This is a genomic window from Anaerolineales bacterium, from assembly GCA_016928575.1.
In the GTDB taxonomy this organism is placed as follows: domain Bacteria; phylum Chloroflexota; class Anaerolineae; order Anaerolineales; family RBG-16-64-43; genus JAFGKK01.
This window is the reverse complement of record JAFGKK010000127.1, coordinates 1-25,355: the sequence shown is the minus strand read 5'-3', so window position 1 is coordinate 25,355 and position 25,355 is coordinate 1. Positions and strand designations below refer to the sequence as shown.

The window sequence follows — 25,355 nt, the reverse complement described above, 5'->3', positions numbered from 1 at the left end:
GGTTGAGTTTATTCCGTGAAAATCGGGGGAAGTGCTTCTCCGAAGCATGCGGGTTGCACCGGACTCGCCTCGCTTGTTTTGAAAGCCCGAAACAAAGGAGCCTTCCTCCCGCGGGGGGCGGAATTGCCGTGCCCTCTTTCGGCAGGGGAGGATGCGTTGCGGGGGCGGATTGTACGGAAAAGCCGCCGGATGGCGCGTCCGGATTGACGGCGCGGACGTGACCCGCGGCGGGCAGAGGGAAAGCCAAGGGAAGCGGATGTAAAAGGGCGAGGGGTTTGTTGTTGGCGCATATTTTTCCGGATCGTTGTTGTTGGCAATCGCGGATGCCGTGACCTCGTTTCTGATCGTGAGTAAGGAGATCGGGGCGGAAGCCAATTCCGTATTGCGGACCGCCGCAGGCGGCATGGATTTCTGGAAATATGGCTTAGTGAACGGCGTTGTGACTCTCCTCATGACGCTTGTATTCTCCGCCGGGGTTGTTTTTTCGAGGCCCATCGAAAATCTGCAATTGGGGAACTGGGCTTTGTAATTAACGGCGATGCTCCGCAGGAAATCAATCCCCCTTCGGGAGGCCGCCCCATTTCTGCGAAAGCTGTTGATCCAAACTGCTTTATTTTTTCCCTTCATCGTCTGGGGTTTAAAAATCATCGCCGTGTCGGCGAACGTTATCCTGATTGTTGTGGGGGTGAGCGTGGTTTCGGCAATGCGGGAGGTTATTCCCTCCGAAGTTGCCTTCACGCTGGGAAGGGATGGTGTGTATTGGCTTCTGATCAACCAAGGGTTTGCCTTCCTCAGTGTCGTTTTCGCGCTTTTCATGCATTCGATTGCGGTTTTCATCCTGACGCGAATGCGGCAAAAACCAAATGCGCGATGTTGACGGCGTTTTTTCTGCAGACGGCGTTTCGGCGGCAAGAGCGTCATCGTCATGGGGCGAGCAACAAACCCCATCGGCGGAATCGGGTGGATAGAAATGGGCGATGGATCTTGTTCGCCGCATCCGGAAGGATTTGGGACGTCTCGCCATGGATCCCGGCACGGATTGCGTCTGAGGAACGGAGTGATCCGGAAGCCGTTTGAGTCGTTTGCACAATTCACCGCGCGTCGACGAGAGGATACAACCGCCGCCGCGAAGAGATCTTCTGAAGGGTTTTGCCTTCCTGGATTCCGATCCTTCGCCCCCGGCCGACTGAGGGCGCCGGGAAGGGGCCGGGGAAATTGGGTACAATTGGACTGTCCGTCAAGATGGGATCGATGAGCGCGTGACGGTCGGCGGGCTGTGGAACCACAAGAGAGGATATCGATGAAAAGAATAATTTTTCCGTCCATGCTGATGATTGTGTCGGCAATCTCCTGTTCCCCCAACACCCCCTCGGTTTCTTCGGCGCCGACGGAATCCCCTCCGGCGGATACGCCCGCGCCGACGTTCACGGCCGCCGTTTCCTTAACCCCGACGGTGCCGCCGATCGTAAAAAGCGCCCTCTCGGGATTGCCGTACCCGGAGGCGGAAGGCGTCTCCCGGCCGGATGGGCTGCCGGGAACATTGATTGTCCTCGATTGGGCGGGATTCGAAGCGGCGCTGAGCTACACGTTCGACGATGGTCAACCATCCCAAGTGGATCATTATGACGAACTTGCGGCTCAGGGGGTTCCGATGACCTTCTATATCTGCGAAGGATGGAGTGGAACTTCGGCCGACTTCGTCGCGGTATGGTCCCGGGCCGCCGCCGAAGGGAATGAGATCGGGAATCATACGGCCAACCACTCTCACTCCACCCTGGCCGATACCGGCACGGGCAAAGGTCCGCTCGCTTCGCAGGACCTCGAGATCAGCCAGAACGCCGACTACATCACGAATACGATCTCCCACCAGCCGGTATGGAGCTTCGCCGCGCCTTACGGCGACCGGGGCTGGGCCTGGTATGCGGCCCAATATTACTTCGTGAACCGGGGGGTTTCCTACGGGATGATTGCGCCCGGAGACAACACCGACCCTTTGAACCTTCCGGTGTTTATGGCGGTCGGGGGCGAATCGGAGAAGGCTTTGAACCTGGAGATCGACACAGCGCGGTCCGGAGGAAATTGGCTGATCTTCCTGTTCCACACCCTGCTGCCGACCTCGCAGGAATGGTATGCGGGCGTCGAGGTGGAAAACGTTGCGGCGAGCATGTATCACGCGAGGGCCGCGCAGGATGTCTGGATCGACGTTTTGTATAAAGTCGCCGCCTATTGGATGGGCCAGAAGATCCTCATGCAAACCGAGCCCGCGTATACGGGAGGCGACTATGTTTGGAGCTGGACTCTTCCTCCGCATTTCCCGACCGGCATGTATCTGCGTGTGACGGTAAGCGGGGGCACGGTTTCGCAGGACGGATCAATCCTGCCCTGGGATCCGCACGGCTTCTACGAGATCGCCCTGGATGCCGGTTCGCTGACGGTTTCCGATTAAGCCGGGGCATGCGCGGACGCGCTTGGACCGATGCGCGTCTGCGTTCGGGAGGATCGACCGCCGACATTCCCAATCGTTCCGGCGGAAAATTCCCGGAATGGATGGGAGGCCAAGCGGTCATCCGTCTCTGTCGGACGCGGGGTCGAAAGGCAAATAAATAGTATTATGCCCGCGGAGAAAATGAGAGGGGCTGTCTAAAAAGTGAATCAATGGTATTTGTGGAAAATTGCCCGCCGGAGATAGTCCGTCATTCCCGCGCCGGCCCTCGGCGCGTTCTTCACCGGGGGTGGGTTTAGCGGGAATCCAGGGTTTCCATGGTTGGATGCCCGATACGAACACCCCGCTTCTCGGGGCGGGCGCGGGCATGACGATCCGGAAACAAACTAATGCTGTTTTTCGACAACCCCTGCTATTTCGTTTTTTTTACCGGCCGAAAAAATTCCCGCCGAACGGTAATTCTCCGTCAGCTTCCAGGCAACGGAGTTGCTCGTGCCGGATAATGGCCCGAGCCGGCGTAAAAAATTTTTTTTACCGCCGTCCGCTCCGGCTTTTCGGAGGCTGCCGATCTTCCGGGGATCCGCGGCGGCCGCAAACAAGACGGATAGTCCGCCCGGGTTGGTTATTGTCCCGGAGACCATCCGCACACGGATCAGGCCGGAGGGGCGGCGCGGATTGCGAAATGCGCTTTCGGCTTTTCGGGTAGAATGATGCATGGCTGGCAAGCTCCCGGGAAAACGGCGGAGAGGGCCAAGGCAGCGTCAAGCGGATCGAATTCGAAACCTGATCCGGAGGGATTTCGCTGCTGGGAGGAACGGCGGATGGGCCGGGGCAATCTCGATCTTCAGATGGAAAAGAGGAACGGCTGCCTTTGTGCAACCGCGAAGGGGGAACGTTCCAGGGAAAACGTCATCCGCATGACGATGGATTTATTCAATTCTGCGCTCGAGAAGGATCTTTCAATAATATTGCTCGACGTCAGGGAATTGTCGGGGCATTTTGGTTTTTTGGACATCTTTTTTCTGGTAAAGGAAATATTGCTGAACCTGCGAGATAAAGGGGTGGACCGGGTGGCGGTGGTCGATGTCCACCGGACCAGCCGGAAGGATTGGTTTTTGGAGCACGTCGCCCGCATTTACAACCTAAATATCCGCGTGTTTTCAGAAAGCGCGCCGGCGGCGGAGTGGCTCAATCGTAACGCCGTCCAATAAACCTCTACTCCGCCAGGCGGGAACGGATGCCAAATCCCGTCAAACGGGGTTGTGGGGGCCGCCGCCGGCAAGGGATCGGTCGGCCATCCCCGGCCGTCGTACCTCTGAGTTGGCGGAAAGATGGGGTCTCCCCTGAAAAAAAACAATCCTGGCGATTGATCGGGTCGCGGAAGGACCGGCGGCATTCGGGATCGCCGGTCCGTTCGAATCGGGGAGGACGGAGGACCGGCCAACCCCGAGGAGCGCCCAGAGCGGAGAAAATCTCCGGGCGGAATCCGGCCATGCGCTATAATGTGTCCGCCGGATCACCGGCGTTTTTCATAACGGCAAGGGATCCGATCCGGAGGATTGATGGAGACCCATTCCGTCCTGGACCTGATCGGCAATACGCCGCTGGTCCGTCTAAGCGGCGAAAAGATCTTCGCCAAGGCCGAATTCCTCAATCCAGGGGGAAGCATCAAGGACCGCGTGGCGCTGGCGATGATCGAGGGCGCGGAGCGCGCCGGACGCCTGCAAGCCGGTTCCATCATCGTCGAACCGACGTCGGGCAACACCGGAATCGGGATCGCGTTGATCGGCCAAGTGAAGGGCTACCGGGTGCGGATTGTGATGCCGGAAGACATGAGCGAGGAGCGCAAGAAGCTGATCCGCGCCCTGGGAGCCGAATTGGTCCTCACGCCCCCGCGCGAAGGAATCCGCGGGGCGGTGGAATGCGTGCGCCGAATGGCGGCCGAGGACCCGAAGGTTTTTGTGCCCCAGCAGTTCGAAAATCCCGACAACCCGCGCGTCCATTACGAGGCCACGGCGCGCGAACTCTGGCGGCAAACCGCGGGCGATCTGGCCTGTTTCGTGGCCGGGGTGGGAAGCGGCGGTACGCTGCAAGGCGTGGGAAAATACCTGAAAGAGCAAAATCCGAAAATCAAGGTGGTAGCGGTCGAGCCCCAGAACGTCTCCGCGATCCTCGGGCACGAGCCGGGCCTGCACCAGATCCAAGGGATCGGCGACGGTTTTGTGCCGGCAATCCTCGATCTGGCTTTGGTCGATGAGGTGGTGGAGGTTTCCGACGACGACGCCATTTCCGCCACCCGGCGGCTGGGCAGGGAGAACGGCCTGCTGGTGGGGATCAGCTCGGGGGCCAACGTCTGGGCCGCGCGGCAGTTGGCCGCCCGCGTCCCGGGCAACGTCGCCACCGTTCTGCCGGACCGGGCGGAGCGGTACTTCAGCACTTCCCTGCTCTAGCAACACGGCCGGCCAACCTTTCGGCCGGGGCGCTCCCTTTTTCCTCCGCAGAGTTTTTTCGCGGGCCTCTCTTGCCCTTCACGAAGGAAATTGGCAGTTGGAGATCTTGGACCGGCTGGCGGGCGGATGCGCAGGCTGCCGGACTGCCCGTGAAGGGCCGCGGAATCGGCGTTCGTTCATCTTAGGAGAAAACCCATGAAGCCGGCGTTCTGCCTTCTCCCGTTCCTGGCCGTTGTTGTTTTCTTCCTGATCCGCGCGGAAATTCTTGGAATCCGGCGGCAGATCTACGTGCTGAAGCCGGCTTCCACGCTGATCGTCATTGGGGCGGTGGTGCTTTCTTTTGCGGAATCTGCGCGCAATCCGGTGTACACAGCCGGCGTTCTCCTCGGGCTGCTGCTTTCCTTCGGCGGCGATGTCGCGCTGATGTTTCCGGAGAACAAGAAGGCATTCACCGCCGGGTTGGGGCTTTTCCTGCTGGCGCACCTTGCCTACGCCGCGGCCTTTCATCTCCTGGGGCGGCCTTCCGCGTGGGATGGGCTGTCGGCGATGTTGTTGCTGATCTTGGGGGCGGGTTTTTACGGGATGATCCGGAAGAACCTGGGAGCGATGCGCATCCCGGTCATCGTGTATATGCTGGTGATATCGCTGATGGTCAACCGCTCCATCACGGTCTTGCAGAGCCCGGCGTTCAGCGAAGCCCAGGCAGGGATGGTGGTGGTCGGCGCCGCCCTGTTCTATGTGTCGGACCTGATCCTGGCCGCGAGCCGGTTTTGGAGGCCCTGGCGCTGCAACCGCGTCAGCCTGGCCTTTTATTACGCCGGACAATTCTTGTTCGCATTGACGGCCAGTTCTTTCGTTTGAAGGATGGATTTCGGAATCGGGCCGCGCGTGCGTCCCGCCCGATCCGTCGCCGCGCCCCGGCCGATGCGGCCGGCGGCCGGATGCCGATCGGACCGCCCAACCCCGGAGCGAACGGATATTCTGGTCGAAAGAAGGCGCGCGGACAAAATGGAAAACCAGGAGGGCGGAGAGCATGAAATGGTTGAGACGGTAACGGACCAAGTCGATGCCGTTTGGAAAGACTCCGAAGGAAGAACGGCGGTTGGGCTTCGCCGGCATGCCCAATGTTTTTTCCTGGAGGATGACCGAAAAGGCCATGGGCGGAGTGCGGACATCCTTCACCGCGCCCAAGCGGCCGAGGAGCCCGTGCGGATGCGGTTTGCCAAGCCCGGCGGCCTTATCGTCTTTGTGGATTGGGTGAATCTTCCCGGTACGGCCTGAAAACGCAAAGCCGAAATGGCCTTCGGTACCGCGGTGGCGAAACCCGGGGGCGGACGGCGGGTAAGCCTCAAGGTGGAATATGATGCCCGTTAAACTGATCAAGCCGGTAAAGCTTCAACCGGGAGATACCGTGGCCGCCGTTTCCCTCTCGTGGGGAGGTCCGGGGACTTTTCCCCACCGTTACGCGGCGGGGAAACAACAGCTGCAAACGGAATTCGGTCTGAGGGTCGTCGAGACGCCCAACGCCCTGCGCGACGCCGCCTGGCTGCAGCGGAACCCCCGCGCCAGGGCGGACGACCTGATGCAGGCGTTTCTGGATCCGAAAATTAAAGCGGTCATATCCACCATCGGCGGGGATGATTCCATCCGGATTCTTCCGTACCTGGATCCGGACGTCATCCGGTCCCACCCGAAAATTTTCATGGGGTTTTCCGATACGACGGTCACTCACATGGCGTGCTTCCGGGCCGGGATGATGTCGTTCTACGGGCCGTCGATCATGGCCGGATTCGGGGAAAACTGCGGCATGTTTCCGTATATGGTCGAATCGGTGCGCCGGACGCTTTTTTCGTCCGTTCCCATCGGCGGGATCTCCCCCGCAGGCGATGGATGGACCGCGGAGCTGTTGGATTGGGCGGATGCGGGAAACCAGGCCCGCAAACGCAAAAGGAATCGGTCGACGGGATGGAAATTCCTTCAGGGAACGGGAACCCGGCAAGGGCGTCTGATCGGGGGGTGCTTCGAGGTTCTCGATTGGCTGCGGGGAACGGAGTATTGGCCGGACGCCAACGCCTGGCAGGACGCCGTCTTGTTTTTGGAAACGGCCGAGGAGGGACTCTCGCCGGACGCATTCCTGTATGGATTGAGAGTCTATGCGGCGATGGGGATTCTGAAAAAGCTTGCGGGGATCCTGCTCGCCCGGCCGGGAGGGCCCATACCGCCGGAAAAATTCTCCGACTACGACGAAGCGTTGCTTCGGGTTGTTGCGGAGGAGGAAGGGCTTCGCGACCTGCCCGTCGTCACCCAAATGGATTTCGGGCACACCGACCCGATGTTCCTGCTGCCCTACGGCATCCGGGCAGAAATCGACTGCGAGGCGCGCCGGCTGACCCTTCTCGAAAACGCGGTGCGCGACGGATGATGTTGGCCGGATGGTCGGCGGCCCGGTCCGCATCCGGGCGCGCGGGTGGGCGGCGGAAAGCCGTCTGGCTTCGCGCCGGTTTTTTTTCCAGAGGTGATGAATGGAATCCCGGCTGTTCTATTCGCTGACCGTCGCGGGCGCCTTCCACATTCTCGAAGAATATATCTGCCCCGCGGGATTCGCCGGCGCGTTTAATTGACTTCTGCCCAGGGCGTCCCATTTGTTCACGCCCCTCTTTCGCGTCGTGGTCAACGCCGTTTTTTATCTGCTTTGCATCCTCGGCGCGGTGTTCCGGAACGCCAACCGAATCTTCGGGATTTCGGTGTTCGGATGCTTCTTCGCCAACGCGCTTCTGCACATCCGCGGAGCCGTCATCCAAAAAGGATAATCTCCCGGGGTGGTGAACGGGGCTTTGGTCTGCATCCCCCTGGCCGCCGCCGTCTACCATCTACCATCTTTTTTTCATTTCACGGCAAATCTCGTGGACGGATGCGGTTCTGGCTTTCCTCCTGGGATGCGGGTACATGTCCGACCGGATGATATATGCCCTTTCGGGGTAGAAAAAGAAAGTCGGGTAGGATGGGGCTGGGCCGGGGAGGCTTCGACATCCCGCGCCGTTTTCAGCAGCTTGCTGGCGGATTTGGGGCGGGGCGGTTTTCTCCGGCGGCTGTTTTGGCCGACAATCCCCGTTTGGCGGGGCTGAGGACGGAGTGCCCCTGATCCCCGCAAGCCGATTTAGAATTTCGTTGCGGCTACCGTGGCGGAATTCGCGCGGGCGGCGATCAAGGCTTTGGAAGGCCGCTTCCCGCACCGGGAGCGGTCCGACAGCCGTCTCGAAAGGCCGTCCGGACCTGGGCCGGACGGGGCTGCGGCCTTTCCCCCTTCCAAGCGTGAACGCCTCAACTTGCCTTGGAGAATGCCAAGGCGGAGAAAGGGAAAACGATGAAAACCTTTCATCTGGCAATGACCGAATACCGAAAACATATGAAAAAGGGAACCGTTCTGCAGGCATACCGGGGATTGATGGAATACATTCTGCAATTGAAAACGCATGTTAAGAACCGGCGTCCCCGATATTCCATCTCCGGAGCGCTGTATTCCGGAGACATGGACATGTTTTTTACCTTCAAAGCCAATGCCTATGACAGTGAGTTGCCCTGAAAGGTTTCTGCCGTGGGGGTGGAAATATTTGTCTTGATAAAAAGTAATTGCTCAGCCAGTCTACTATTGAAAGGATAACCGGCCGTTTTCCATCCTCACCTCTATCCCCGGTCCCCTTCCCCCTCTCCTGGCTTATGCCAGAAGGGGGGGGAGGGGTGAAGGGGTAGGGGAGTGAGGATTGGATGATGGCGGGATGCTAAGCAATTGCGATAGAAAAACCATACGAAAATTAAGCCAAGGTGTTCTCCTCGAAGGATCTGGGGAAATGTATGCTTCCTAACGGATACGGTTCGAATACCCTTCCCCCATGGGTTCCGTCATTTCAGGGAAAGGCCCTACTCCCCCATCCCTATTGGATGGGGGGAGTTGAAATTGGGGGGATGGAGACCGAGGAGACTATTCCTCTATCGGGATACAAATTCGAACGACCAGAACCGGCAGGAGCGCTCCCCCGGCCTCGCCCGGCAGCCTGTCCTGAATCCTGAAAGTGTGAAGGTAAAGCTTGCCCTCGCGCAGCGGGGGCCTGCCCCGTTTTCTCCATAAGAATCAGAAGGGGGAAACGGGGCCTGCACCCGGCCTGACCACCGGGGCGGGGCTTCGAGGTGCAGTGTTCTCAAGCCTGCCCTGTTGTGAACGTAGACGGGGCTGCCGACTCTGGCGGCGGTAATTGGCTTTTTTCAAACCCTATAAGAGTACGGTTTGTCGGAGAATCCGGATTTCCGCAGTTTGGAGGCGCTGACCAAACGGATCAACGAGCGGACTGTCCGCTTTATCAAGGATATCGAGCGTTTTTACTCAGGGCAGGGGGGCTGAGGCGGATCGGATCTAACGGGGGCTGGTCACTTGACCGACGTCACTTTTCCGCGGGTGAGTTTCGCCAGATTCTCCCCGGTGGTTTTCAGAACCGAGCGCGGGGTTCCGGCGGCGGCCCAGATGCTTTCGTGCTTCAGCAGGTCCTCGTCAAGAAAGACCGGGATCGGGACGGCGTGCCCGACGGGTGGAACGCCGCCGATCGAGAAACCGGTGGTTTCGCGGACGAAATCCGGATCGGCCTTCTCGACCGCCTCGCCGAGCAATTCCGCGATCTTTTTCTCGTTCACCCGGTTCGCGCCGCTGGCGATGACCATCACCGGCTTCCCGGATTCCGCCGTCCGGAAGACGATCGATTTGGCGATCTGCGCGACCGCACAGCCGAGGGCCTGCGCCGCCTCGGCTGCGGTGCGGGTGGAATCCGGCAGTTCCACGACTTCGCACGCCGCGCCCATTTTTTTCAGCGCCTCCTGGATTTTTTTCGCGCTGCGGCTGAGTGCGTCCGCCATGATTTATCTCTCCTGGTCCTTGTCTCCCCACCTGCGCCGCTCTCTCATTCCTCACCCCTTCCCCTCCGTCCCCTTCCCCTCTCCTGTGATAACCGCAGGAGAGGGGAAGAGGATGCAGGGGGTAGAGGTGCGGAGGGAGAGGGGGAAGGGGGTTGGGGGTGATCCTTATTCCACCCCCAAATACGCCTTGCGGACCATCTCGTTGTTTTTTAGATTCTGCGCGGTGTCGGCCAGGACGATCTCGCCGGTTTGGATTACGTAGCCGCGGCCCGCCACCGACAGCGCCATCAGGGCGTTCTGCTCGACCAGCAGGATGGTGGTCCCCTTGTCGTTGATCGTCCGGATCACCTCGAAGATCGCATCGACCAACAGCGGAGCCAGCCCCATCGAGGGTTCGTCCATCAGCAGCAGCTTGGGCCGCGCCATCAGCGCCCGCCCCGTGGCGAGCATCTGCTGCTCGCCGCCCGAGAGGGTGCCGGCCACTTGGCGGGTGCGTTCGCGGAGGCGCGGGAAGATGGTGAACACGTACTCCAGGTCCTCCTGGATGCCGCGCCGGTCGGTGCGGTTGTAGGCGCCGAGGTCGAGGTTTTCCGCCACCGTCAAGCGGGCGAAGATCCCGCGGCCTTCGGGAACCATCGCTACGCCCTTGCCCACCACCTGGTGGGGCTTGTAGGCGCAAAGGTCCTCCCCGTGGAGTAGGATCGATCCCTGGCGGGGGCGCTGCAGGCCGCAGATCGAGCGCAAGGTGGTGGTTTTGCCGGCGCCGTTCGAGCCGATCAGGGTGACGATCTCGCCTTCCTCGACGGTGAGCGAGACGCCCTTAAGCGCGTGAATGTTGCCGTAATAGGTGTGGATGTCGCGGATATCGAGCATGGGTATGGGGTCCTCGCGCTCACTCCAATTGGCGGACGACGGGTTTGATCCCGGAGGCCGCGCCGCTTCCAAGGTAGGCTTCGATCACGCGCGGATTGCCCTGGATCTCGGCCGGGGTTCCCTCGGCGATCTTGGCGCCGTAATCCAGGACCGCGATCCGCTCGCTGATTCCCATCACCACCCGCATGTCGTGCTCGATCAGCAGGATGGTAATGCCGAGTTCGTCGCGCAGGCGGCGGATGAACTGCATCATCTCGATCGACTCGTTGGGGTTCATCCCGGCGGTCGGCTCGTCGAGCAGCAGCATGCGCGGGTCGCTGGCCAGGGCGCGGGCGATCTCCAGCCGGCGTTGGGCGCCGTAGGGCAGGTTGCGCGCCTGGTGGTCGCCCAGGCCGGACAGCCCGACGAAGGCAAGCAGCCGGCGGGCCTTCTCGACCGCGTCCTTTTCCTCGCGGGCCACGCGCGGGGTGAGCAGGATCGCCTCGAGCCAGCTCCCGCGCAGGCGCGCGTGCTGCCCGACGAGGATATTTTCGAGCGCGCTCATGTTGGCGAACAGCCGGATGTTCTGGTAGGTGCGGGCGATGCCGCGGGCGGTCACCTGGTCCGGCGGCAATCCGGTCATGTCCTTCCCGAAAAAGCGGATTTGCCCCGAATCGGGTTCGTAGAATCCGGTGATGCAGTTGTAGAACGTGGTCTTGCCGGAACCGTTGGGGCCGATGATCGAGAAAATTCCGTGCTCCGGAATCGTCAGGTCGACGGCGTTCACGGCGGTGAGGCCGCCGAAGGTCTTGGTCAGAGCTCGGGTTTCCAGGGCGGAGGTCATTTCACCCCCTTTTGTTCGGTGGTGTCCACCACCCCGCTGTCGGCGGCGGTCTCCATTTTGCGCCGCGAGGAGGGGATCAGCCCGGCGGGGCGCCACAGCATCATCACCACAAGCAGCGCGCCAAAGACCATGATGCGGTAGTCCTCGAGCTGGCGCATCATCTCCGGCAGACCCTTGAGCACGAGCGCGCCGGCAATCACGCCCGGGATCGAGCCCATCCCGCCGACGATGACCAGCGAAACGACGTTGATCGAGACCATCAAGTTGAAATCCTCCGGGCCGGTGAACTGGTTGCGCGAGGCGAACAGCGCCCCGCCCAGGCCGGCGAAGGCCGCGCCGATGGCGAAGGCCAGCAGCTTCTGGGTGAGGGTGTTGATGCCCATCGCCCGCGAGACCGTTTCGTCCTCGCGCATCGCCTCCCAGGCCCGTCCGACGCGCGAATTCTGCAATCGGTTGGTGACAAAGATGACCAGGATCACCGAGAGGAAGATCAGATACACGAAGGCGATGTTGTTATTGACGTTCAATCCGAAGAACGTAGGACCGCCGACGGAGGGAACGCCCTTCGGCCCGTTGGTGAACGGCGTCAGGTCGTCGCTTTTGGAAAGGATGCGGATGATCTCGCCGAAGCCGAGGGTGACGATCGCCAAGTAATCCCCGCGCATCCGCAGGACCGGCGCGCCGAGGAGGATCCCGGTGATCGCCGCGAGGAGGATCCCGATCGGGATCACCAGCCAGAAATTCCACAGCAGGTTGTGCGGCGTGGGGGCGGTGAGGAGCGCCATGGCGTAGGCGCCGATGGCGAAGAAGGCCACGTAGCCGAGGTCGAGCAATCCGGCCAGGCCGACGACGATGTTCAAACCGAGGCCGAGCAGGACGTAGATTCCCACCGTGCCGATGGTGTAGTTCCAATATTGCCCGGCGAAGAGCGGGAGGAGCAGAACCCCGGCAAGCAGAAGCCCGTAGAGGACATACTTGGCGGCCGGGTGCGCGACCGCGGTCCGGTAGAACGGAAGCGCCTCGATCCGATCCCGGGCGTGCGCCTGAAGCGCCGTCCGGTAGCGGCCGCTTCCGCGCCCGAGCGCGTGCCGGGCTCCTCCGCCGAGCGCGCCGGCCGCCGTCAGGAACAGGAGGTAAAAAACGCCCGCCGCCGCCGGGGAGAATCCGACCAGGAACTGGCGGATCGCGATCGGGAGCAATTCGGCGAGGTACTTGTTCATCATCACGCCCCGCGCGTTTAATCCGCCGATCAGCCAGGCCACGGCGCCGACCGAAAGGCCGTGGACCAGGCCGGCGGCCGCCCCGCCGAGCACCGAGGCCGAGACGGGATCGCCGGGGAGATCTTCCTCCCGGGAAGCGCCGCCGGCCCCGGCCCACAACCCGATCAGGCCGAGGAAGACCACGGTGTTGAGCATCAGCGGCGTGCGTCCGAGGAGCGGATCCCCGAACTCGTTGTGGAACAGGTCGGCCAACAGGTTGGCCGCCGTGCCGGTGAAGCCGATCAGAAAGAGGAACACGGTGAGGATGCCGAAGACCAGGCCGGTTTTCAGGGACCTGCGGATCAGCGTTTTCATCAGACCTTCTCCTCGGTGAGCACCTCGCCGACGATGCCGGTCGGGCGGAAGATCAGCACCAGGACCAGGATCCCGAAGGCGATCACGTCCTTGAGCTGGAAGTTGATCCCGAGCACCGCCGGGCCGAGGCTTTCCACCAAGCCGAGGAACAAGCCGCCGAGCATCGCGCCCGGGACGCTGCCGATGCCCCCCAGCACCGCCGCGGTGAAGGCCTTGATCCCGGGGATGAAGCCGACGAAGTGGTAGACCAAGCCGAGGTGCAGGCCCCACATCACGCCCGCCGCGCCGGCCAGCGCGCCGGAGATGATGAAGGTGCGGCTGATCACCCCGTCGACGTCGATCCCCATCAAGGCCGCCACCTGCTTGTTCTCCGCCACCGCGCGCATCGAGCGCCCGAGCCGCGTCCGCATCACCAGGGCGTAGAGCGCAAGCATCAGCAGGATCGAAAGGACAAACGTGAGGACACCGGTGTAGGGCAGGATCACGTCGGTGCCGCCGATGGCGAGGGTCCAGCCCTCGCCGCGGGTGAGCACGGCCGGGTTGGCGTAATCCCGGCGCTGGGCGCCGAACAGGAGCTGGGCGGCGTTTTCGAGGAAGATCGAGGCGCCGATGGCCGAGATCAGCGGAACCAGCCGCGGGGCGCCGCGCAGCGGGCGGTAGGCGATCCGCTCCAGGAAGTAGCCGCTCACCGTTGCGACCGCCACGCCCGCCAGGAAAGCCGCCAGAACCGACCAGACCGGGTAGGCGTCGGAGAAATTGGACGAACCGATCGGGATGCTCCGGGTCGTCTCGAGGACGAAATACCCGCCGAAGGCGCCGAGCATCATGATGTCGCCGTGGGCGAAGTTGATCATCCGCAGGATGCCGTAGACCAGCGTGTAGCCGATGGCGATCAGCGCGTACACGCCGCCGAGGATCGCCCCGGTGATGAGGAACCGGGCCCAGGTGTCGGCGCCGTATTCGGGGGCGGCGATGAAAACCTGGTACAGCCGCCACAGCAGGTACCCGGCGAATCCTGCGCCGAGCACGGCCTGGATGACCTGATAGGGTTTAATTCTTCGAGCGGGCCCGATGGGTTTTGGCATGGGCCGTCTCCTTGCCGATCGGAAGATGGTGCATCGGGGGCGTATTTTAACCGGTTATGCCGCAGCCGGAGGCGGGAAGATTCCCGCCGGGGCGCCGCCTCCCCGGAAAGGAAAAACCCCGGGGCGAATCAGGCTTGCCCCGGGGTTTTGATGCTGTTAGGTTGCAGGGTTCACCCGGCCAGGCCGGATTATTTCGGCGCCTCGACCCATTTGCCGTCCTTGACGACGTTGAAGACCGGACCGGAGGCGGAGCATTCGCCGATCTCGTCGCAAGTGATCGTGCCGGAAAGGCCCTGGTAATCCTTGACGGCGCGGACCGCCGCAACCAACTCGGCGCGCGGAATGTAAAGGTTGCCGTCGCTGGAATAGAGGGCGACGTCCTTGATGACCTTGATCAACACCGCGGCCGAGTCGTAGGCCGTCCACGAGTAGGGCGAGAGCTTGCCGGCCGGCTGGCCGTAGTTCTCCAGATACGCGGCGTCGAACGCGGTGCGGGCGTCGGAGGCCGGCGGGATCAGCGAGGTGGAGTATGCGCCTTCGCCGTTGGCGCCGGTCCGGTCGAGGAAGTCCTGCCCGAAGGTGCCATCATCACCGAAGAAGATGACGCCTTCCAGACCGGATTGCTTCATCTGGTTGACGATCACGACGCCTTCCGAGGTGTAGCCGCCGAAGTACAGCGCCTGGGGCTTCTTCGAGGCGATGTCGGCGAGCACGGCGCTGTAGTCGGATTCGCCCGGGGTGACCGCGTTGAAGGAAACCACCGTCCCGCCGAGCGAGGTGAAGATGTCCTGCACCACAGTGGCGAGGCCCTGTCCGTACGCCTGGCCGTCATGCACGATCGCCAATTTGGTGATCTTCAGCGTGTTGTAGAGGTACTCGGCGGCGAACTTGCCCTGCGCGGCGTCGGTGAACACGCAGCGGTTGAAGACGGGCGATCCCTTCTTGGTCAGATCCGGAACGGTGGCAGAGGGCGACATCATCGGGATGTTGGCGGCCTCGTAAATCGGCATGGCGGAAAGGGTCGCACCGGAGAAGATGTGCCCGGCGATCGCAACCACGGTCGGATCGGCGACCAGCTTGTTGGCCACCGCCGCACCGCCCTCGGGTGTGCCGCCGTCGTCTTCCGCGATCAGCTCGAACACGAACCCGTTGAACTCGCCGGCGTCCTGAACGGCGATCTTGGCGGCCTGGGAGATATCCTGGCCGAAGGCCGCGTTGTCGCCGGTCATCGGCGCGCCCATGCCGATCTTGATTGTCTGGCCGGGCTTGATCACGGCGCAGGATCCGTCGGCCTTGCATTCTTCCGGCACGCCGGAGACTTTACCTTCCCCGGCCGGGGCGCAGGCCGCCAGCAGCAGCGCGGCGAGAGTTGCAGCAAGGAGTATGTAGGTAAGGCGTTTCATGACTTCTCCTCCAAAAGAAAACGAAAAAGAATCGGTGACCTTTGGGATTGGACTATGGTCTACAGGGGTTTTCGATGCAGAAGCAACCACCTCCTTTTTGTGCTGCGGATAATCCACTAACGGGTTAGGCAACCGCTGTCGGGCGGGTGCGCCTGGAAAAAACGGCGGCCCGATTTGTCCGTGGAATGCGGCAAGGTTGAATGAACGCCAACGCAAATTCCAAGAGCGGCAGGGCAATTCTACCAAGATTGCCCCATTAATATCAACATACTTCCATGCCCGCGGCGCTCCAAGCCGCGGTAGGCTCCGCCAAGCGGATTATTTGAAAAAAGTCCAAAAAACCGGCTTTCCGGGAAGCTCTTCCGGATCCGGGCGGTCATACCCCAGCCGCCGGACCTTCCCCCAGTGCCCAATCGACGGCCGCGATGGCGTGCAGGCGGGTGGTCGGAAAGAGCGGGACGGGGGTATCCCCGCCGCCCACCAGCAGCTCGATCTCCGTGCAGCCCAGGATCACCCCTTCGGCGCCGCGCCGCGCCAAGCCGCCGATGATCTCCACGTAGCGGGTCCGCGATTCGGGCTTGATGATTCCCAGGCACAATTCCTGGAAGATGATGTCATGCAGGATCTGCCGATCGCCGGGCTCGGGGATGAGCACCGTCAGGCCGAATTTCTCCCGCAGCCGCCCGGCGATGAAATCCTCTTCCATGGTGAAGCGCGTGCCGATCAGCCCGACGGTCCGGAAGCCGGCGGCGCGGACGGCGTTCCCGGCCGCGTCGGCGATGTGCAGGAGGGGGATCCGGACCCCGGCCTGGATCTCGCCGGCGACTTTGTGCATGGTGTTGGTGCACACCACCAGCAATTCCGCGCCCGCCCGCTCCAGGCTCCGCCCCGCCTCGGCCAGATGCGCCGCCGCGCCGGCCCAATCGCCGCGGCTTTGAAGAGCGGCAACCTCGTCGAAATCCACCGAGTAGAGGATGCATTTGGCCGAATGCAATCCGCCCAGCCTCTCCTTCACGGCCTGGTTGACGGCGCGGTAATACTCCAAGGTGGATTCCCAACTCATTCCCCCGATCAATCCGATGGTCTTCATTGTTTCCTCCTTCGGGGCGGTCTGTAAAGGGCCATGCCCCGTCTGTGGATCGTCATGCCCGCGCCCGCCCATGGCGGAATCTGCGCCGGAAAAAGCGAGGGCGGAACCGGCGGGCACCCGGTTGCAGGGACCCCGGATTCCCATCCGAACCGGGCGGGAATCACGAACAAACAGCTGGATGAAGTTCCCCCAATACACCGTCCTGCCGCTCTGCAAACAAACCGGCGGTCACCAAATCCCCGACAAGCCGGTCAGGATCGCCAGCGCCGCCATCCCGGCGACGATCGTCCACAGCGTACTGCGGGCCCGCCAGGCAACCAGGACGGCGGCCGCGCCCGCCAGCAGGCGGTAATTCCCCGCGCGGATATCCACCACCCCGCCGGGCATGAACAGGGCCGGGGCGATCAGCGCGGAGAGCACCGCCGGCGGGACGTATTTCAAAGCGCGCCGGATCACCTCCGGCATCTCGAAGCGGCCGAAGAGGTAGATGAAGGAAAGCCGGGTGGCGAAGGTCAGCGCGCCGCCCAGCAGAAGGATCAGCCAGATGCGCATCGGCGGCCCTCCAGAACGGCGCCGACGGCGATCCCCACCGCCGCCGCGAGGATCAGCCCCAGGTTGTAGGGCAGGCCGTCGGCCATCAGCGCAGCCAGGCCGGCGGAAAGCGCCGCGGCCACCGCCGGCCGATCCCGGAGCGCCGGGACGACCATGGCGATGAAGGTGACCGGGATGGCGAAATCGACCGGCCACGAAGCGGGCAACAGGGCGCCGAAGAAGATCCCCGCCGCACTGCTGATCTGCCAGGTCGTCCACAACCCGAGCCCGGCGCCGAGGAAGAACCAGTTCCCGGCCGGGGCGATTCCTTCGCGTTCGAAATGCAGGATGGTGGCGGCGTAGGCCTCGTCGGTGAGCAGGTAGGCCGAGAGGGCCTTCCAGCGCGCCGGGAGGCGGGCGAAGTACGGGGCGATCGAGGCGCTGTAGAGCATGTGGCGCAGATTGACGACCGCGATCGTCAGCACGACGACCAGGCCCGGCGCGGACTGGCCGATCAGCTGGGCGGCGATGAGCTGGGCGGATCCGGCGAAGACGATCGACGACATCGCCTGCGCGGCCGGCGGCGGGATCCCGGCGTCGAGCGCCAGCGCGCCGTAGATCAGCCCGAAGGGGAACACGCCGAGCAGCAGCGGGAACACGGCGCGCAAACCCGCCGCGAAGGAACGCAGGTGGGGCCTCATGGTTTCCTGGAAGGAAGAATGGTCCGCCGGCAGACGGGAGATCTCTCCGCCGGCCGTCCCCTGGGTCCGCTATGCGGGCCGTCCGGATCCAGGGCATTATACCCGGCTGTTTCCGTAGTCTCCGATCGGCGCCGGCTTCGAAAAATCGGAAACGGTATAAAATGCTCCCGGCGGCTTGAATGCGGCAACGCCTACGACCGTCCGGCGCGGGAGTTGGATGGAAGGCGGCCGGGCCGGCCGCCGGCGGCGCTCCGTCGGCGGAATGCGGGATGAAAGACAACGCGGATGGTTCGCCTTCTGCGGCCTGTTTCAGGACGACAACCCGCTGCTCTTTGCGGCGGGAGGTCAGATGTGGAACGGGGAAGCGTTCTCCCGCAGAACGTCGCTATCCGAATCGGAAGCCCGAATGGCCCATCGGGTCGAGCAGGATCACTCCGGCACCCTGCCCGAGCAAGCCGCCGCACCTAAACCGAAGGGCGGGTGTTCGACCAGCGACATCGTCCCGATAATTTTTTAACCGTCATCTACAGCCAACATTCCACCGCCGGCCGGGGCGGGGAGCCGGGAGTGAGCGTGAACATACTTATCCTGCAGGGCAGTCCCAACAAGAAGGGGAACACCGCCGCGCTGGCAAAAAGTTGCCTTGAAGGAATCCTAAGCCGGCATCCGGATGCGGCCGTCGCCGAATTCTGGTTGAACGACCTCTCGATCCGGCCCTGCCAAGCCTGCTTCCAATGCCGCGGCAAAGCCCGCTGCGTGATCCAGGACGACATGCAGTTGATCTATCCGGCGTTGGAGGCGGCGGACCTCGTCCTCTTCGCGGTTCCCATCTACTGGTGGCACCTGAATGCCCAGACCAAGCTTTGCCTGGACCGGTTCACCGCCCTGCTCTCCCCGGACGACAAACTGCCGGCGCTGGAGGGCAAAACGGTCGTCTTGGTCGTCAGCTACAACTATGAATCCTGCGCCGAATGCACCATTAAAATGTTTGAGGATTTCAAATCCTGGATCGGGATCACCCTGGAAGTGGTCCGGCATTGCGCCAAGGATGGACCGGCGTCCTCCCTGCCGCAAAAAATGCGCGAGGCCTATGATAAGGGCAGGTCGATTGAAATCGAACCCCCCGCCTCCTGAACGCCCCGCGGGGGACGGCGTCGGCGCCGGAGCCGCGGAGAAGGGGCCGCTTCCGATCGGATGAAGGATTTCAGGGTAGCCATCGCTTCCCCGAGCCATCTGGCTCCGATTGTGGAAATCCTCACGGAAAGGCGCGCGTGGCTCGAGGAAAAAGGCGTCCGCCTACTGCCCTTTCCTGTGCGGGAGGATTGGGTGCGCCAAGCCCTGGAACGCGGGGAATTTTTCGTTGCGGAGTCGGGCCGGGAGTTCGTCGGCGTCTTCCGCTTGCTCGACTCCGATCCGGCCGTCTGGCCGGACCGGGCGGACGCGGCTTTCTACATCCATACCTTAACCGTCGGCCGGCGGCGGCACGGCCGGGGAATCGGCGGATCCATGCTGGGCTGGATCGAAGCCCGTGCGGCCGAGTGCGGACGCCGGTTTCTGCGTTTGGATTGCTTCGTGGAGAATCCGGTCCTGTGCGCCTATTATGCGCGGGCCGGATTTGAATCCTGCGGGATCAGGGAAATCCAGGTCCGTGGGACGCGGATTGCGGTGCGGCGTTTCGAAAAGGCGGTCCGCCCTTCCTGAGTGCGGCTTGGGGCAGGCGTTTGTCGCCCGCCATGAGTTGGCGCATGCGCGCGACGCGGCTTCCGGAAATTTCAACTGCGCGGAAAGGGAATCCGCCGCCACCCGCGACGCGGCCCCGGCCTATCCGGCGGGTTTCGTGGAGACGGTCGTCTCTTGCCTGTGGATTTCGTACCAGGATCCCCCCGACAAACATTGCTGGCTGTTCGGCAGTTGGCGGATATTTAAATTCGTCGTGTTGCTCTGATCCGCGGGGTGCATGCCCCGCCCTTGAAAGGTTTGACCGGCGGGAGCGTTTGTGGCGCGGCATTTGCCTTGTTCGCGCCCGGCGGACAGGGGAAAGCGCCGGACCGTTGCGGAATTAAAAGCCGCATATGGCGGGAAAGGATTGATCATGCTGTCGATGCTGGCGGATGGAATTCCGGTCTTCTTCGACGAAGGCGACCGCGACGCGGGGGAATTGATGATGGCGGCGGTGGCGCAATCCCTGCGCGTCATCCGCGAATCCTGGGGGTTGGCGGGTCCGGAGGACTGCCGGGTGTATGTGATGACCGCCTGGCCGCGGTTCATCTTCCAATCCGCGCCGTGGTCCTGGCGGATTCTGCTGGCCGTCACGTTCCCGTTCTGGTTCGACCGCGCGCGGCGGATGTGGCCCTACAGCGCCGGGTGGACCCAGCGCTACGGCCGGCGCACCGCGATCGGGATCAAGCCGCTGCGCCTGCTGGAGGCCGCCGACAAAAGCGTCGGCCTGCACATGTACGAGGAGGAGAAGGATCCGCCGACGAAGATCCGGCACATCCTGTGCCACGAATTGACCCACGCCTGTTCGGCGCACCTCCAGCCGCCCGCCTGGCTCAACGAGGGCTTGGCGATGGTCGCGGTAGACCGCTATCTGCAGAAAAACACCATCCGGACGGATACGCTGGAGCTGATCCGCAACGCCCGCCCGAAGGCGGCGCCACCGACCTACCGCGAAATGTCGCGCCTGCACGGACGGGAGCTTGCGTATCATGCGGTGCGCGGCTACTGGATGGTCCGCTATTTGGAGGAAACGCGCCCGGGTTTCCTCAGGCGGTTGCTGTCCGCGTGGCCGGGGGCGGCGGCGCTGAATTCCCGGATCGCCCTGGAATTGGGCCTGGACCCCGCGGAGCTGTGGATCCGGATCGACGGACAGATGGCGGAGTATTTCGAGGATCGGGCGGATCGCGCCAAAAAGGAGAAATGAAAATGCCGGTTTGGACGGTGGTGATCCTGGTGGGTGCCGGCCTGTACTGCCTGGCCGGGGCGGTTTTCGATTGGGAGTGGTTCCTCGGCGGCCGGAGATCGGAAATCTTCGTCCGAATCCTCGGCCGGCTGGGCGCCCGATTTTTGTACGCGTTAGTCGGTTTACTCGTCGCCGGAATCGGAATCGCCGGCGCCTTGGGATGGATCTGATGCCGGGCCGCCCGGCGGCGTGCATGCTTGGGGGCGGACCCGCGGGCGGCCGGAAGGCTGTTTCCCGGCGGAATGCCTTTTCATGAAAGCCTTGGCGTTGTGCGGCGACAAATGGCATCCGGAAGACGTTGCGCGCCGGGGCTTGGCGGCTCTCCGCGATCCGGATTTCACCTTGGCGTGGAGGACGGACGCCCGCGCCTGGCCCGAGGCGCGGTTGGATGACTTCGCGCTTGTCATACTGGCCAAATCCAACAACGCCTCCTCCTCCGATCCGGCTCCCTGGATGACGGACGCCGTCCAGGCCGCCTTCGCCGAGTTCGTCCGCCGGGGCGGCGGATTGCTCGCGGTCCATTCGGGCGCGGCCGAATACGAAAACGCGCGCGTCCTGCGGGGATTGCTGGGGGGCGTGTTCTCCCGCCATCCGGATCCTTGCCCGGTGACCCTCATTCCGCGGGAAGGGCACCCGCTGGCCGCCGGAGTTGATTCGTTTACGGCGGTGGACGAGCACTACTTCATGGAAATGGACGATCCGGAAGCGGATGTGTTTGCGATTACCCGCTCCGAGCACGGGGAACAACCGGGCGCTTGGAGGCGGACGGAGGGGCAGGGGCGCGTGGCGGTGCTGACGCCCGGCCATAGCTTGGAGGTCTGGCTCCATCCCTCCTACCAAACCTTGATCGGCAATGCCGCACGCTGGTGCGCGAAATTGACCTGAGGCCGGCATTCCGAAACCGGCGGCGGGTTAGGTTTGATCAAAAACCGAATCGGAGAGAGGGCCTATGGAGATCCGACTCGCCGCGAGGGCGGACGGGCAGGCGATCAAAGAGCTGGCGAAGGAGGTTTTCCGCGACGATCCCTTGATGCGCTTCTTCCTGCGGCAGGACCGTCGGCGGGAAGCGGCGCTTGACTCTTTCTACGAGTTCATGGTTGTCGACTACAGCCTGCCCTGCGGCTTGTGTTGGGTGACGGCGGATGTTTCGGGGGCCGCCCTGTGGATGCCGCCCGGGAGGTGGGAGCCGCCGCCGGCGATGCAGATCGCCATGGTCGGCGTCGTCCCCCGTTCGTTCGGCTGGCGGGACCTGTTGTTGAAGTTCGGGCAACGGCAAAAAATCGACGGTTGCCATCCGAAGCGGCCTCATTATTACCTGTCCGGGCTGATGGTGCGGGCGGACCGGCGCGGAAAAGGAACGGGCTCGGCGTTGTTGCAGCCGATCCTCAGGCGGAGCGACCGCGAAGGAATCGGCTGCTACCTCGAGGCCAGCCTGGAACGCAACGTGGAATTTTACCGGAGGCACGGATTCGCCGTCGCGCGGCGGCTGGAAATCGGCCCCGGGAGAGTTCCGGTCTGGACCATGTGGCGCGAACCGAAGAAGCCCGGCGATTAATCTTGTGCGCGCCTTTTCGCGCGAGCCCGGCCGGAGGACGGCCGCCTGCTTGATCGGCCGGTGCTTTGCGGCGAATCGACTCCTGTTTTGCTCCGCCGCCGGAAACGCGGACCAGCCCGTCGCGGACGATCCGCCGGACACCTTTTGGGTAGAATGGGGCGTATCCGGATCGGCCTTTGGCAGACGCCGGCCCGTCCGGAAAACGAAAGGAAGGACGGCTTTGAACAGACTCGCCATCATCGCAGCGCTGTCGCTGGCCGTGGCGTCGACCGCTTGCTCGCCGGACGGCGCCGCCTCGCAGGAGTCGCCAGCCGCCCCGCCCGAATACGGCTACATGCTTCAGCCGCTGACGGCGGAAGAAGCGTCGCCGTTCGCGGGAACATGGAAGGGCAGCATCTCCGGGTTCGATTTCACCTTGTGGATTGCCGCCGAGGACGACCGGGTTTCGGCGCTCTTGGAGATCGACGGGCAAACCGAATCCCTGTTTGTCCTGTCCGCGAACGAAACAACCCTGTACCTGTTTCGGGACAGGGACAACGCCTGCATCTCCCTGTACGCCGATGAGGGCGGCCGGATGATCATGGAATATTACGAGCAGGGCGCGCCGCGGGTGATTCCGCTGAGAAAGGGATAACCGGGCGGAGAAGAGGCCGCGGGATGCCGATGCGGGCCTCTTCGATTAACGGCCGCGCGCAAGACGCCGGAACCGGTAATCGCGCCGGAGTCTTTCCGCAACAGGCTCCTTCCGCGTTGAGGGGAGTCGGACCGCGGACCGTCCGCCTCGCACGGCGAAGGCGGCGCCGGCTTCGGAGCGTACGGGCGGCTCTCCGCCGGAAAATTCGGTCCCCAAGGAGGTTCCATGCCGAAGAATCCAGAATACGTCCCCGGGGTATGCAACATCGGCCCGGCGGAAATCCGGATGAGAAAACGGGCCGGATGGATGGGGTTGGCCGCCGCCGTCGTCTTCGGAGCGGCGCTGATTCTCCTGCCGATTCCCCGCCTCTGGCGGCTGGCCGTGTTCTTCCCGGCCGCCATGTCCGCGCTCGGCTTCCTCCAGGCGGCGATGCATTTTTGCGCCGCGTACGGCGTGCTGGGGGTCTTCAACCTCGGCGTCCGAAACGGCGAGACCGACACCGTGGAGCAGGCGGAATTCCGGCGCCAGGACCGGATTAAGGCGGCGCAGATCATCCTTTACTCGATCCTGGCGGGGGCGGCCGCCGCGGCCGCCGTTTATTTGGTTTAGGCTTTCGGCCGACCTTTGGCTCCCCCCCGGCCGCATGGCACGCCCGGTCGGCCGGATTCCCTTCCCATGGCCGAGTTGGCGGCGGCATTCCCCGCTGCGGGAAGAAGGACTGAAGACCCGCGGGCGCGGAAATCGGCGGTCCGGGCGAGGGGGAAAGGCAAAGCCGCGCGGCGCCGGATTTGTCGTCCGTGATATTCATGAAGGGCGGCCGGGGGCGGAAGCCCGTCAGCCTTCGGCCGCTCCGCGGAATCGGAGAAAAACATGAAGAAGACTGCCTTCATGCTTATCGTTGCCCTCGCGGTCCTGCTGCTTTCCGCCGCCATTGTCGACAGTTCCCTGACTTTAGCCGATTACGTCGTCTACAATTCCTGGCTGGGCATCCTCGGGCGGTGGCGCGACACCCGCAACTACTACCATGAAATCGAATTCCGCCTGGACGGATCCTTCCACGAATACCTTGAGGCGACGGAGGTGGCCCGCGGCGATTTCAAGCCGGATGGGGCCCACATCGTTTTCTACTACGATCCGGTTGTCTGCGAGTACAACCGGATCGATTGCGTAAAACGCGTGCGTTTCGACCTGGGGGAAGCCACGCTTGTCCTTGGGGAAGGGGCGGATTCCTTTTTGTATTCTCGTGTGGCGGAAGCGTATTTCTTCGACGCCCGGCCGGGGACGCTCCGGGCCTGCCTGGAAGAGGGACGGGAGGCCGCGGCCCGCAATCCGATTCGCCCTTGTGCGGCGCTCCGGGGAACTTCTTGGCGTTCCGGCGCGGCATAGCGTCGGGCGGGAGGAAACGGCGTTTTGCCGTTTGAGGGAGGGCCGGTTAGAATTAACTCCGTCATCAGGCGGACAGCCGCGGGCTTGCCACCGCGGGTCTTCGGGGGGAGCGGATCTTTTTCCATTCAGGAGGATCGACATGGGCGACAAGGGAAGCAGAGACAAAGCCGGCCGGGAGCAGAGGAAAAAAGCCAAGCACACCCTAAAGGAAAAGAGAAAACTGAAGCACGAGAAGAAGTCGAACACGAACGTGACGAATATTCCGATCGCCTGATTGCTTTCCGCCGCGAAAACCCGAATCCGCTCCGGTAAGAGAAAGCGGGGAGGCGGACGATGCCTGCCGTCGGCCGCTTCCCCGTCCGGATTCCCGCCGGCGGAAAACCGCTTCCCATCCGGATATGGAGTATGCCGATCCGAAACGGGCTTCCCCGACCGCTGAAATACATCCTGATCGGCTTCCTGCTGTGGGTGATCGTCGATTGGGGTACCGCCGGCGGTTTTCGTTGGGCCTACTTTGAAACTTACGGGTTTTTGCTGCTGTTTTTTTATCTCGGGTTTCCGATCCTGTTTGCCTTTCTGATATACCGTTGCGGTTGGTCGCAACGCAAATTGCTGATGGCCGAAGCGGCCGCCGTCTTCCTGGTGGAAGCCGTCTGCGTCCGAAACCCGTTTGTCCTCTCCTTCCCGCTCCTGCTAATCGGAATTCCGCTGGCCTTCTGCGTGTACGCCCCGTTGGTTTATTTCCCGCTCTGGATCCTCACCGGCGAGATGGGGAAGCGCAAATATTTGGCCGGCTTCCTGACCCTGGTCGTTGCGGCGATCACCTTCCTATCTGTATTCGGCGGAAAAAGCAAGTAAGAGCCACAAAGAACACGAAGGGCGCAAAAGGGAAAGTGCCGAGGATGGCTTTTTTATGTGCCTTATGTTTCTTTTGTGGCCGAAT

General features: G+C 62.8%; 30 protein-coding genes. 21 read left to right on the top strand and 9 right to left on the bottom strand.

Annotated features, from left to right (window positions below; genetic code table 11):
- Nucleotides 1–307 precede the first annotated feature (307 nt).
- From JW929_15195 to JW929_15155, 9 genes are all read left to right on the top strand, one after another.
- A complete protein-coding gene (locus tag JW929_15195; protein ID MBN1440751.1) occupies nucleotides 308–529 on the top strand; it encodes a hypothetical protein in 222 nt (73 codons plus the stop codon).
- A gap of 66 nt (nucleotides 530–595) precedes the next feature.
- The gene (locus tag JW929_15190; GenBank protein ID MBN1440750.1) at nucleotides 596–877 is read left to right on the top strand and encodes a hypothetical protein; all 282 of its coding nucleotides are present in this window, start codon (nucleotides 596–598) and stop codon (nucleotides 875–877) included.
- Between the two features lie 423 nt (nucleotides 878–1,300).
- A complete protein-coding gene (locus JW929_15185) occupies nucleotides 1,301–2,446 on the top strand; it encodes a polysaccharide deacetylase family protein (protein MBN1440749.1) in 1,146 nt (381 codons plus the stop codon).
- 914 nt (nucleotides 2,447–3,360) lie between these two features.
- A complete protein-coding gene (locus tag JW929_15180; protein ID MBN1440748.1) occupies nucleotides 3,361–3,654 on the top strand; it encodes a hypothetical protein in 294 nt (97 codons plus the stop codon).
- A 351-nt stretch (nucleotides 3,655–4,005) separates the two neighbouring features.
- Nucleotides 4,006–4,893: a cysteine synthase A gene (gene cysK, locus JW929_15175; protein MBN1440747.1), complete on the top strand. Its 888-nt coding sequence runs from the start codon at nucleotides 4,006–4,008 to the stop codon at nucleotides 4,891–4,893.
- 195 nt (nucleotides 4,894–5,088) lie between these two features.
- Nucleotides 5,089–5,754: a lysoplasmalogenase gene (locus tag JW929_15170; GenBank protein ID MBN1440746.1), complete on the top strand. Its 666-nt coding sequence runs from the start codon at nucleotides 5,089–5,091 to the stop codon at nucleotides 5,752–5,754.
- A gap of 502 nt (nucleotides 5,755–6,256) precedes the next feature.
- Nucleotides 6,257–7,315, top strand: a complete 1,059-nt coding sequence (locus tag JW929_15165; GenBank protein ID MBN1440745.1) for an LD-carboxypeptidase — start codon at nucleotides 6,257–6,259, stop codon at nucleotides 7,313–7,315.
- A gap of 220 nt (nucleotides 7,316–7,535) precedes the next feature.
- On the top strand, nucleotides 7,536–7,703 hold the full coding sequence (locus JW929_15160) for a hypothetical protein (GenBank protein ID MBN1440744.1): 168 nt from the start codon (nucleotides 7,536–7,538) through the stop codon (nucleotides 7,701–7,703).
- A 554-nt stretch (nucleotides 7,704–8,257) separates the two neighbouring features.
- The gene (locus tag JW929_15155) at nucleotides 8,258–8,476 is read left to right on the top strand and encodes a hypothetical protein (GenBank protein ID MBN1440743.1); all 219 of its coding nucleotides are present in this window, start codon (nucleotides 8,258–8,260) and stop codon (nucleotides 8,474–8,476) included.
- A gap of 839 nt (nucleotides 8,477–9,315) precedes the next feature.
- Here the strand turns inward: JW929_15155 and JW929_15150 are convergent.
- From JW929_15150 to JW929_15110, 9 genes are all read right to left on the bottom strand, one after another.
- Nucleotides 9,316–9,795 (bottom strand): YbaK/EbsC family protein, encoded by a 480-nt coding sequence (locus JW929_15150; GenBank protein ID MBN1440742.1) that lies wholly within the window; start codon nucleotides 9,793–9,795, stop codon nucleotides 9,316–9,318.
- Nucleotides 9,796–9,960: 165 nt separating this feature from the next.
- Nucleotides 9,961–10,668, bottom strand: coding sequence for an ABC transporter ATP-binding protein (locus JW929_15145; GenBank protein ID MBN1440741.1), 708 nt, complete (start codon nucleotides 10,666–10,668; stop codon nucleotides 9,961–9,963).
- A gap of 19 nt (nucleotides 10,669–10,687) precedes the next feature.
- Nucleotides 10,688–11,491 carry an ABC transporter ATP-binding protein gene (locus JW929_15140; protein ID MBN1440740.1) on the bottom strand — a complete coding sequence of 268 codons (804 nt, stop codon included), beginning with the start codon at nucleotides 11,489–11,491 and terminating at the stop codon, nucleotides 10,688–10,690.
- Nucleotides 11,488–13,065 (bottom strand): hypothetical protein, encoded by a 1,578-nt coding sequence (locus JW929_15135; protein MBN1440739.1) that lies wholly within the window; start codon nucleotides 13,063–13,065, stop codon nucleotides 11,488–11,490. The genes JW929_15140 and JW929_15135 overlap by 4 nt, the downstream gene beginning before the upstream one ends.
- Entirely contained in the window at nucleotides 13,065–14,150 is a 1,086-nt protein-coding gene (locus JW929_15130) for a branched-chain amino acid ABC transporter permease (GenBank protein MBN1440738.1), read from the bottom strand. Before JW929_15130 ends, JW929_15135 begins: the two co-directional genes overlap by 1 nt.
- A gap of 188 nt (nucleotides 14,151–14,338) precedes the next feature.
- Nucleotides 14,339–15,553, bottom strand: a complete 1,215-nt coding sequence (locus tag JW929_15125) for a branched-chain amino acid ABC transporter substrate-binding protein (GenBank protein ID MBN1440737.1) — start codon at nucleotides 15,551–15,553, stop codon at nucleotides 14,339–14,341.
- 376 nt (nucleotides 15,554–15,929) lie between these two features.
- Nucleotides 15,930–16,643: an aspartate/glutamate racemase family protein gene (locus JW929_15120; GenBank protein MBN1440736.1), complete on the bottom strand. Its 714-nt coding sequence runs from the start codon at nucleotides 16,641–16,643 to the stop codon at nucleotides 15,930–15,932.
- 228 nt (nucleotides 16,644–16,871) lie between these two features.
- Nucleotides 16,872–17,195, bottom strand: coding sequence for an AzlD domain-containing protein (locus JW929_15115; GenBank protein MBN1440735.1), 324 nt, complete (start codon nucleotides 17,193–17,195; stop codon nucleotides 16,872–16,874).
- Nucleotides 17,180–17,875 carry an AzlC family ABC transporter permease gene (locus tag JW929_15110; protein ID MBN1440734.1) on the bottom strand — a complete coding sequence of 232 codons (696 nt, stop codon included), beginning with the start codon at nucleotides 17,873–17,875 and terminating at the stop codon, nucleotides 17,180–17,182. Before JW929_15110 ends, JW929_15115 begins: the two co-directional genes overlap by 16 nt.
- A gap of 217 nt (nucleotides 17,876–18,092) precedes the next feature.
- On the opposite strand from JW929_15110, the gene JW929_15105 reads away from it, so the two are divergent.
- From JW929_15105 to JW929_15050, 12 genes are all read left to right on the top strand, one after another.
- Complete coding sequence (locus JW929_15105) at nucleotides 18,093–18,392, top strand: hypothetical protein (GenBank protein ID MBN1440733.1); 300 nt, start codon at nucleotides 18,093–18,095, stop codon at nucleotides 18,390–18,392.
- 56 nt (nucleotides 18,393–18,448) lie between these two features.
- Complete coding sequence (locus JW929_15100) at nucleotides 18,449–19,009, top strand: flavodoxin family protein (protein ID MBN1440732.1); 561 nt, start codon at nucleotides 18,449–18,451, stop codon at nucleotides 19,007–19,009.
- A gap of 192 nt (nucleotides 19,010–19,201) precedes the next feature.
- Entirely contained in the window at nucleotides 19,202–19,576 is a 375-nt protein-coding gene (locus tag JW929_15095; protein ID MBN1440731.1) for a GNAT family N-acetyltransferase, read from the top strand.
- Between the two features lie 7 nt (nucleotides 19,577–19,583).
- Entirely contained in the window at nucleotides 19,584–19,820 is a 237-nt protein-coding gene (locus JW929_15090) for a hypothetical protein (protein MBN1440730.1), read from the top strand.
- Between the two features lie 147 nt (nucleotides 19,821–19,967).
- A complete protein-coding gene (locus tag JW929_15085) occupies nucleotides 19,968–20,798 on the top strand; it encodes a hypothetical protein (GenBank protein MBN1440729.1) in 831 nt (276 codons plus the stop codon).
- 2 nt (nucleotides 20,799–20,800) lie between these two features.
- Nucleotides 20,801–21,007: an immunity 17 family protein gene (locus tag JW929_15080; protein MBN1440728.1), complete on the top strand. Its 207-nt coding sequence runs from the start codon at nucleotides 20,801–20,803 to the stop codon at nucleotides 21,005–21,007.
- An 82-nt stretch (nucleotides 21,008–21,089) separates the two neighbouring features.
- On the top strand, nucleotides 21,090–21,722 hold the full coding sequence (locus tag JW929_15075; GenBank protein MBN1440727.1) for a ThuA domain-containing protein: 633 nt from the start codon (nucleotides 21,090–21,092) through the stop codon (nucleotides 21,720–21,722).
- 64 nt (nucleotides 21,723–21,786) lie between these two features.
- Nucleotides 21,787–22,392 (top strand): GNAT family N-acetyltransferase, encoded by a 606-nt coding sequence (locus JW929_15070; GenBank protein MBN1440726.1) that lies wholly within the window; start codon nucleotides 21,787–21,789, stop codon nucleotides 22,390–22,392.
- A 220-nt stretch (nucleotides 22,393–22,612) separates the two neighbouring features.
- Nucleotides 22,613–23,026: a hypothetical protein gene (locus tag JW929_15065; protein MBN1440725.1), complete on the top strand. Its 414-nt coding sequence runs from the start codon at nucleotides 22,613–22,615 to the stop codon at nucleotides 23,024–23,026.
- 225 nt (nucleotides 23,027–23,251) lie between these two features.
- Nucleotides 23,252–23,635, top strand: a complete 384-nt coding sequence (locus JW929_15060; protein ID MBN1440724.1) for a hypothetical protein — start codon at nucleotides 23,252–23,254, stop codon at nucleotides 23,633–23,635.
- Between the two features lie 261 nt (nucleotides 23,636–23,896).
- Entirely contained in the window at nucleotides 23,897–24,412 is a 516-nt protein-coding gene (locus tag JW929_15055; GenBank protein ID MBN1440723.1) for a hypothetical protein, read from the top strand.
- A 405-nt stretch (nucleotides 24,413–24,817) separates the two neighbouring features.
- On the top strand, nucleotides 24,818–25,270 hold the full coding sequence (locus JW929_15050; protein ID MBN1440722.1) for a hypothetical protein: 453 nt from the start codon (nucleotides 24,818–24,820) through the stop codon (nucleotides 25,268–25,270).
- Nucleotides 25,271–25,355: the final 85 nt, after the last annotated feature.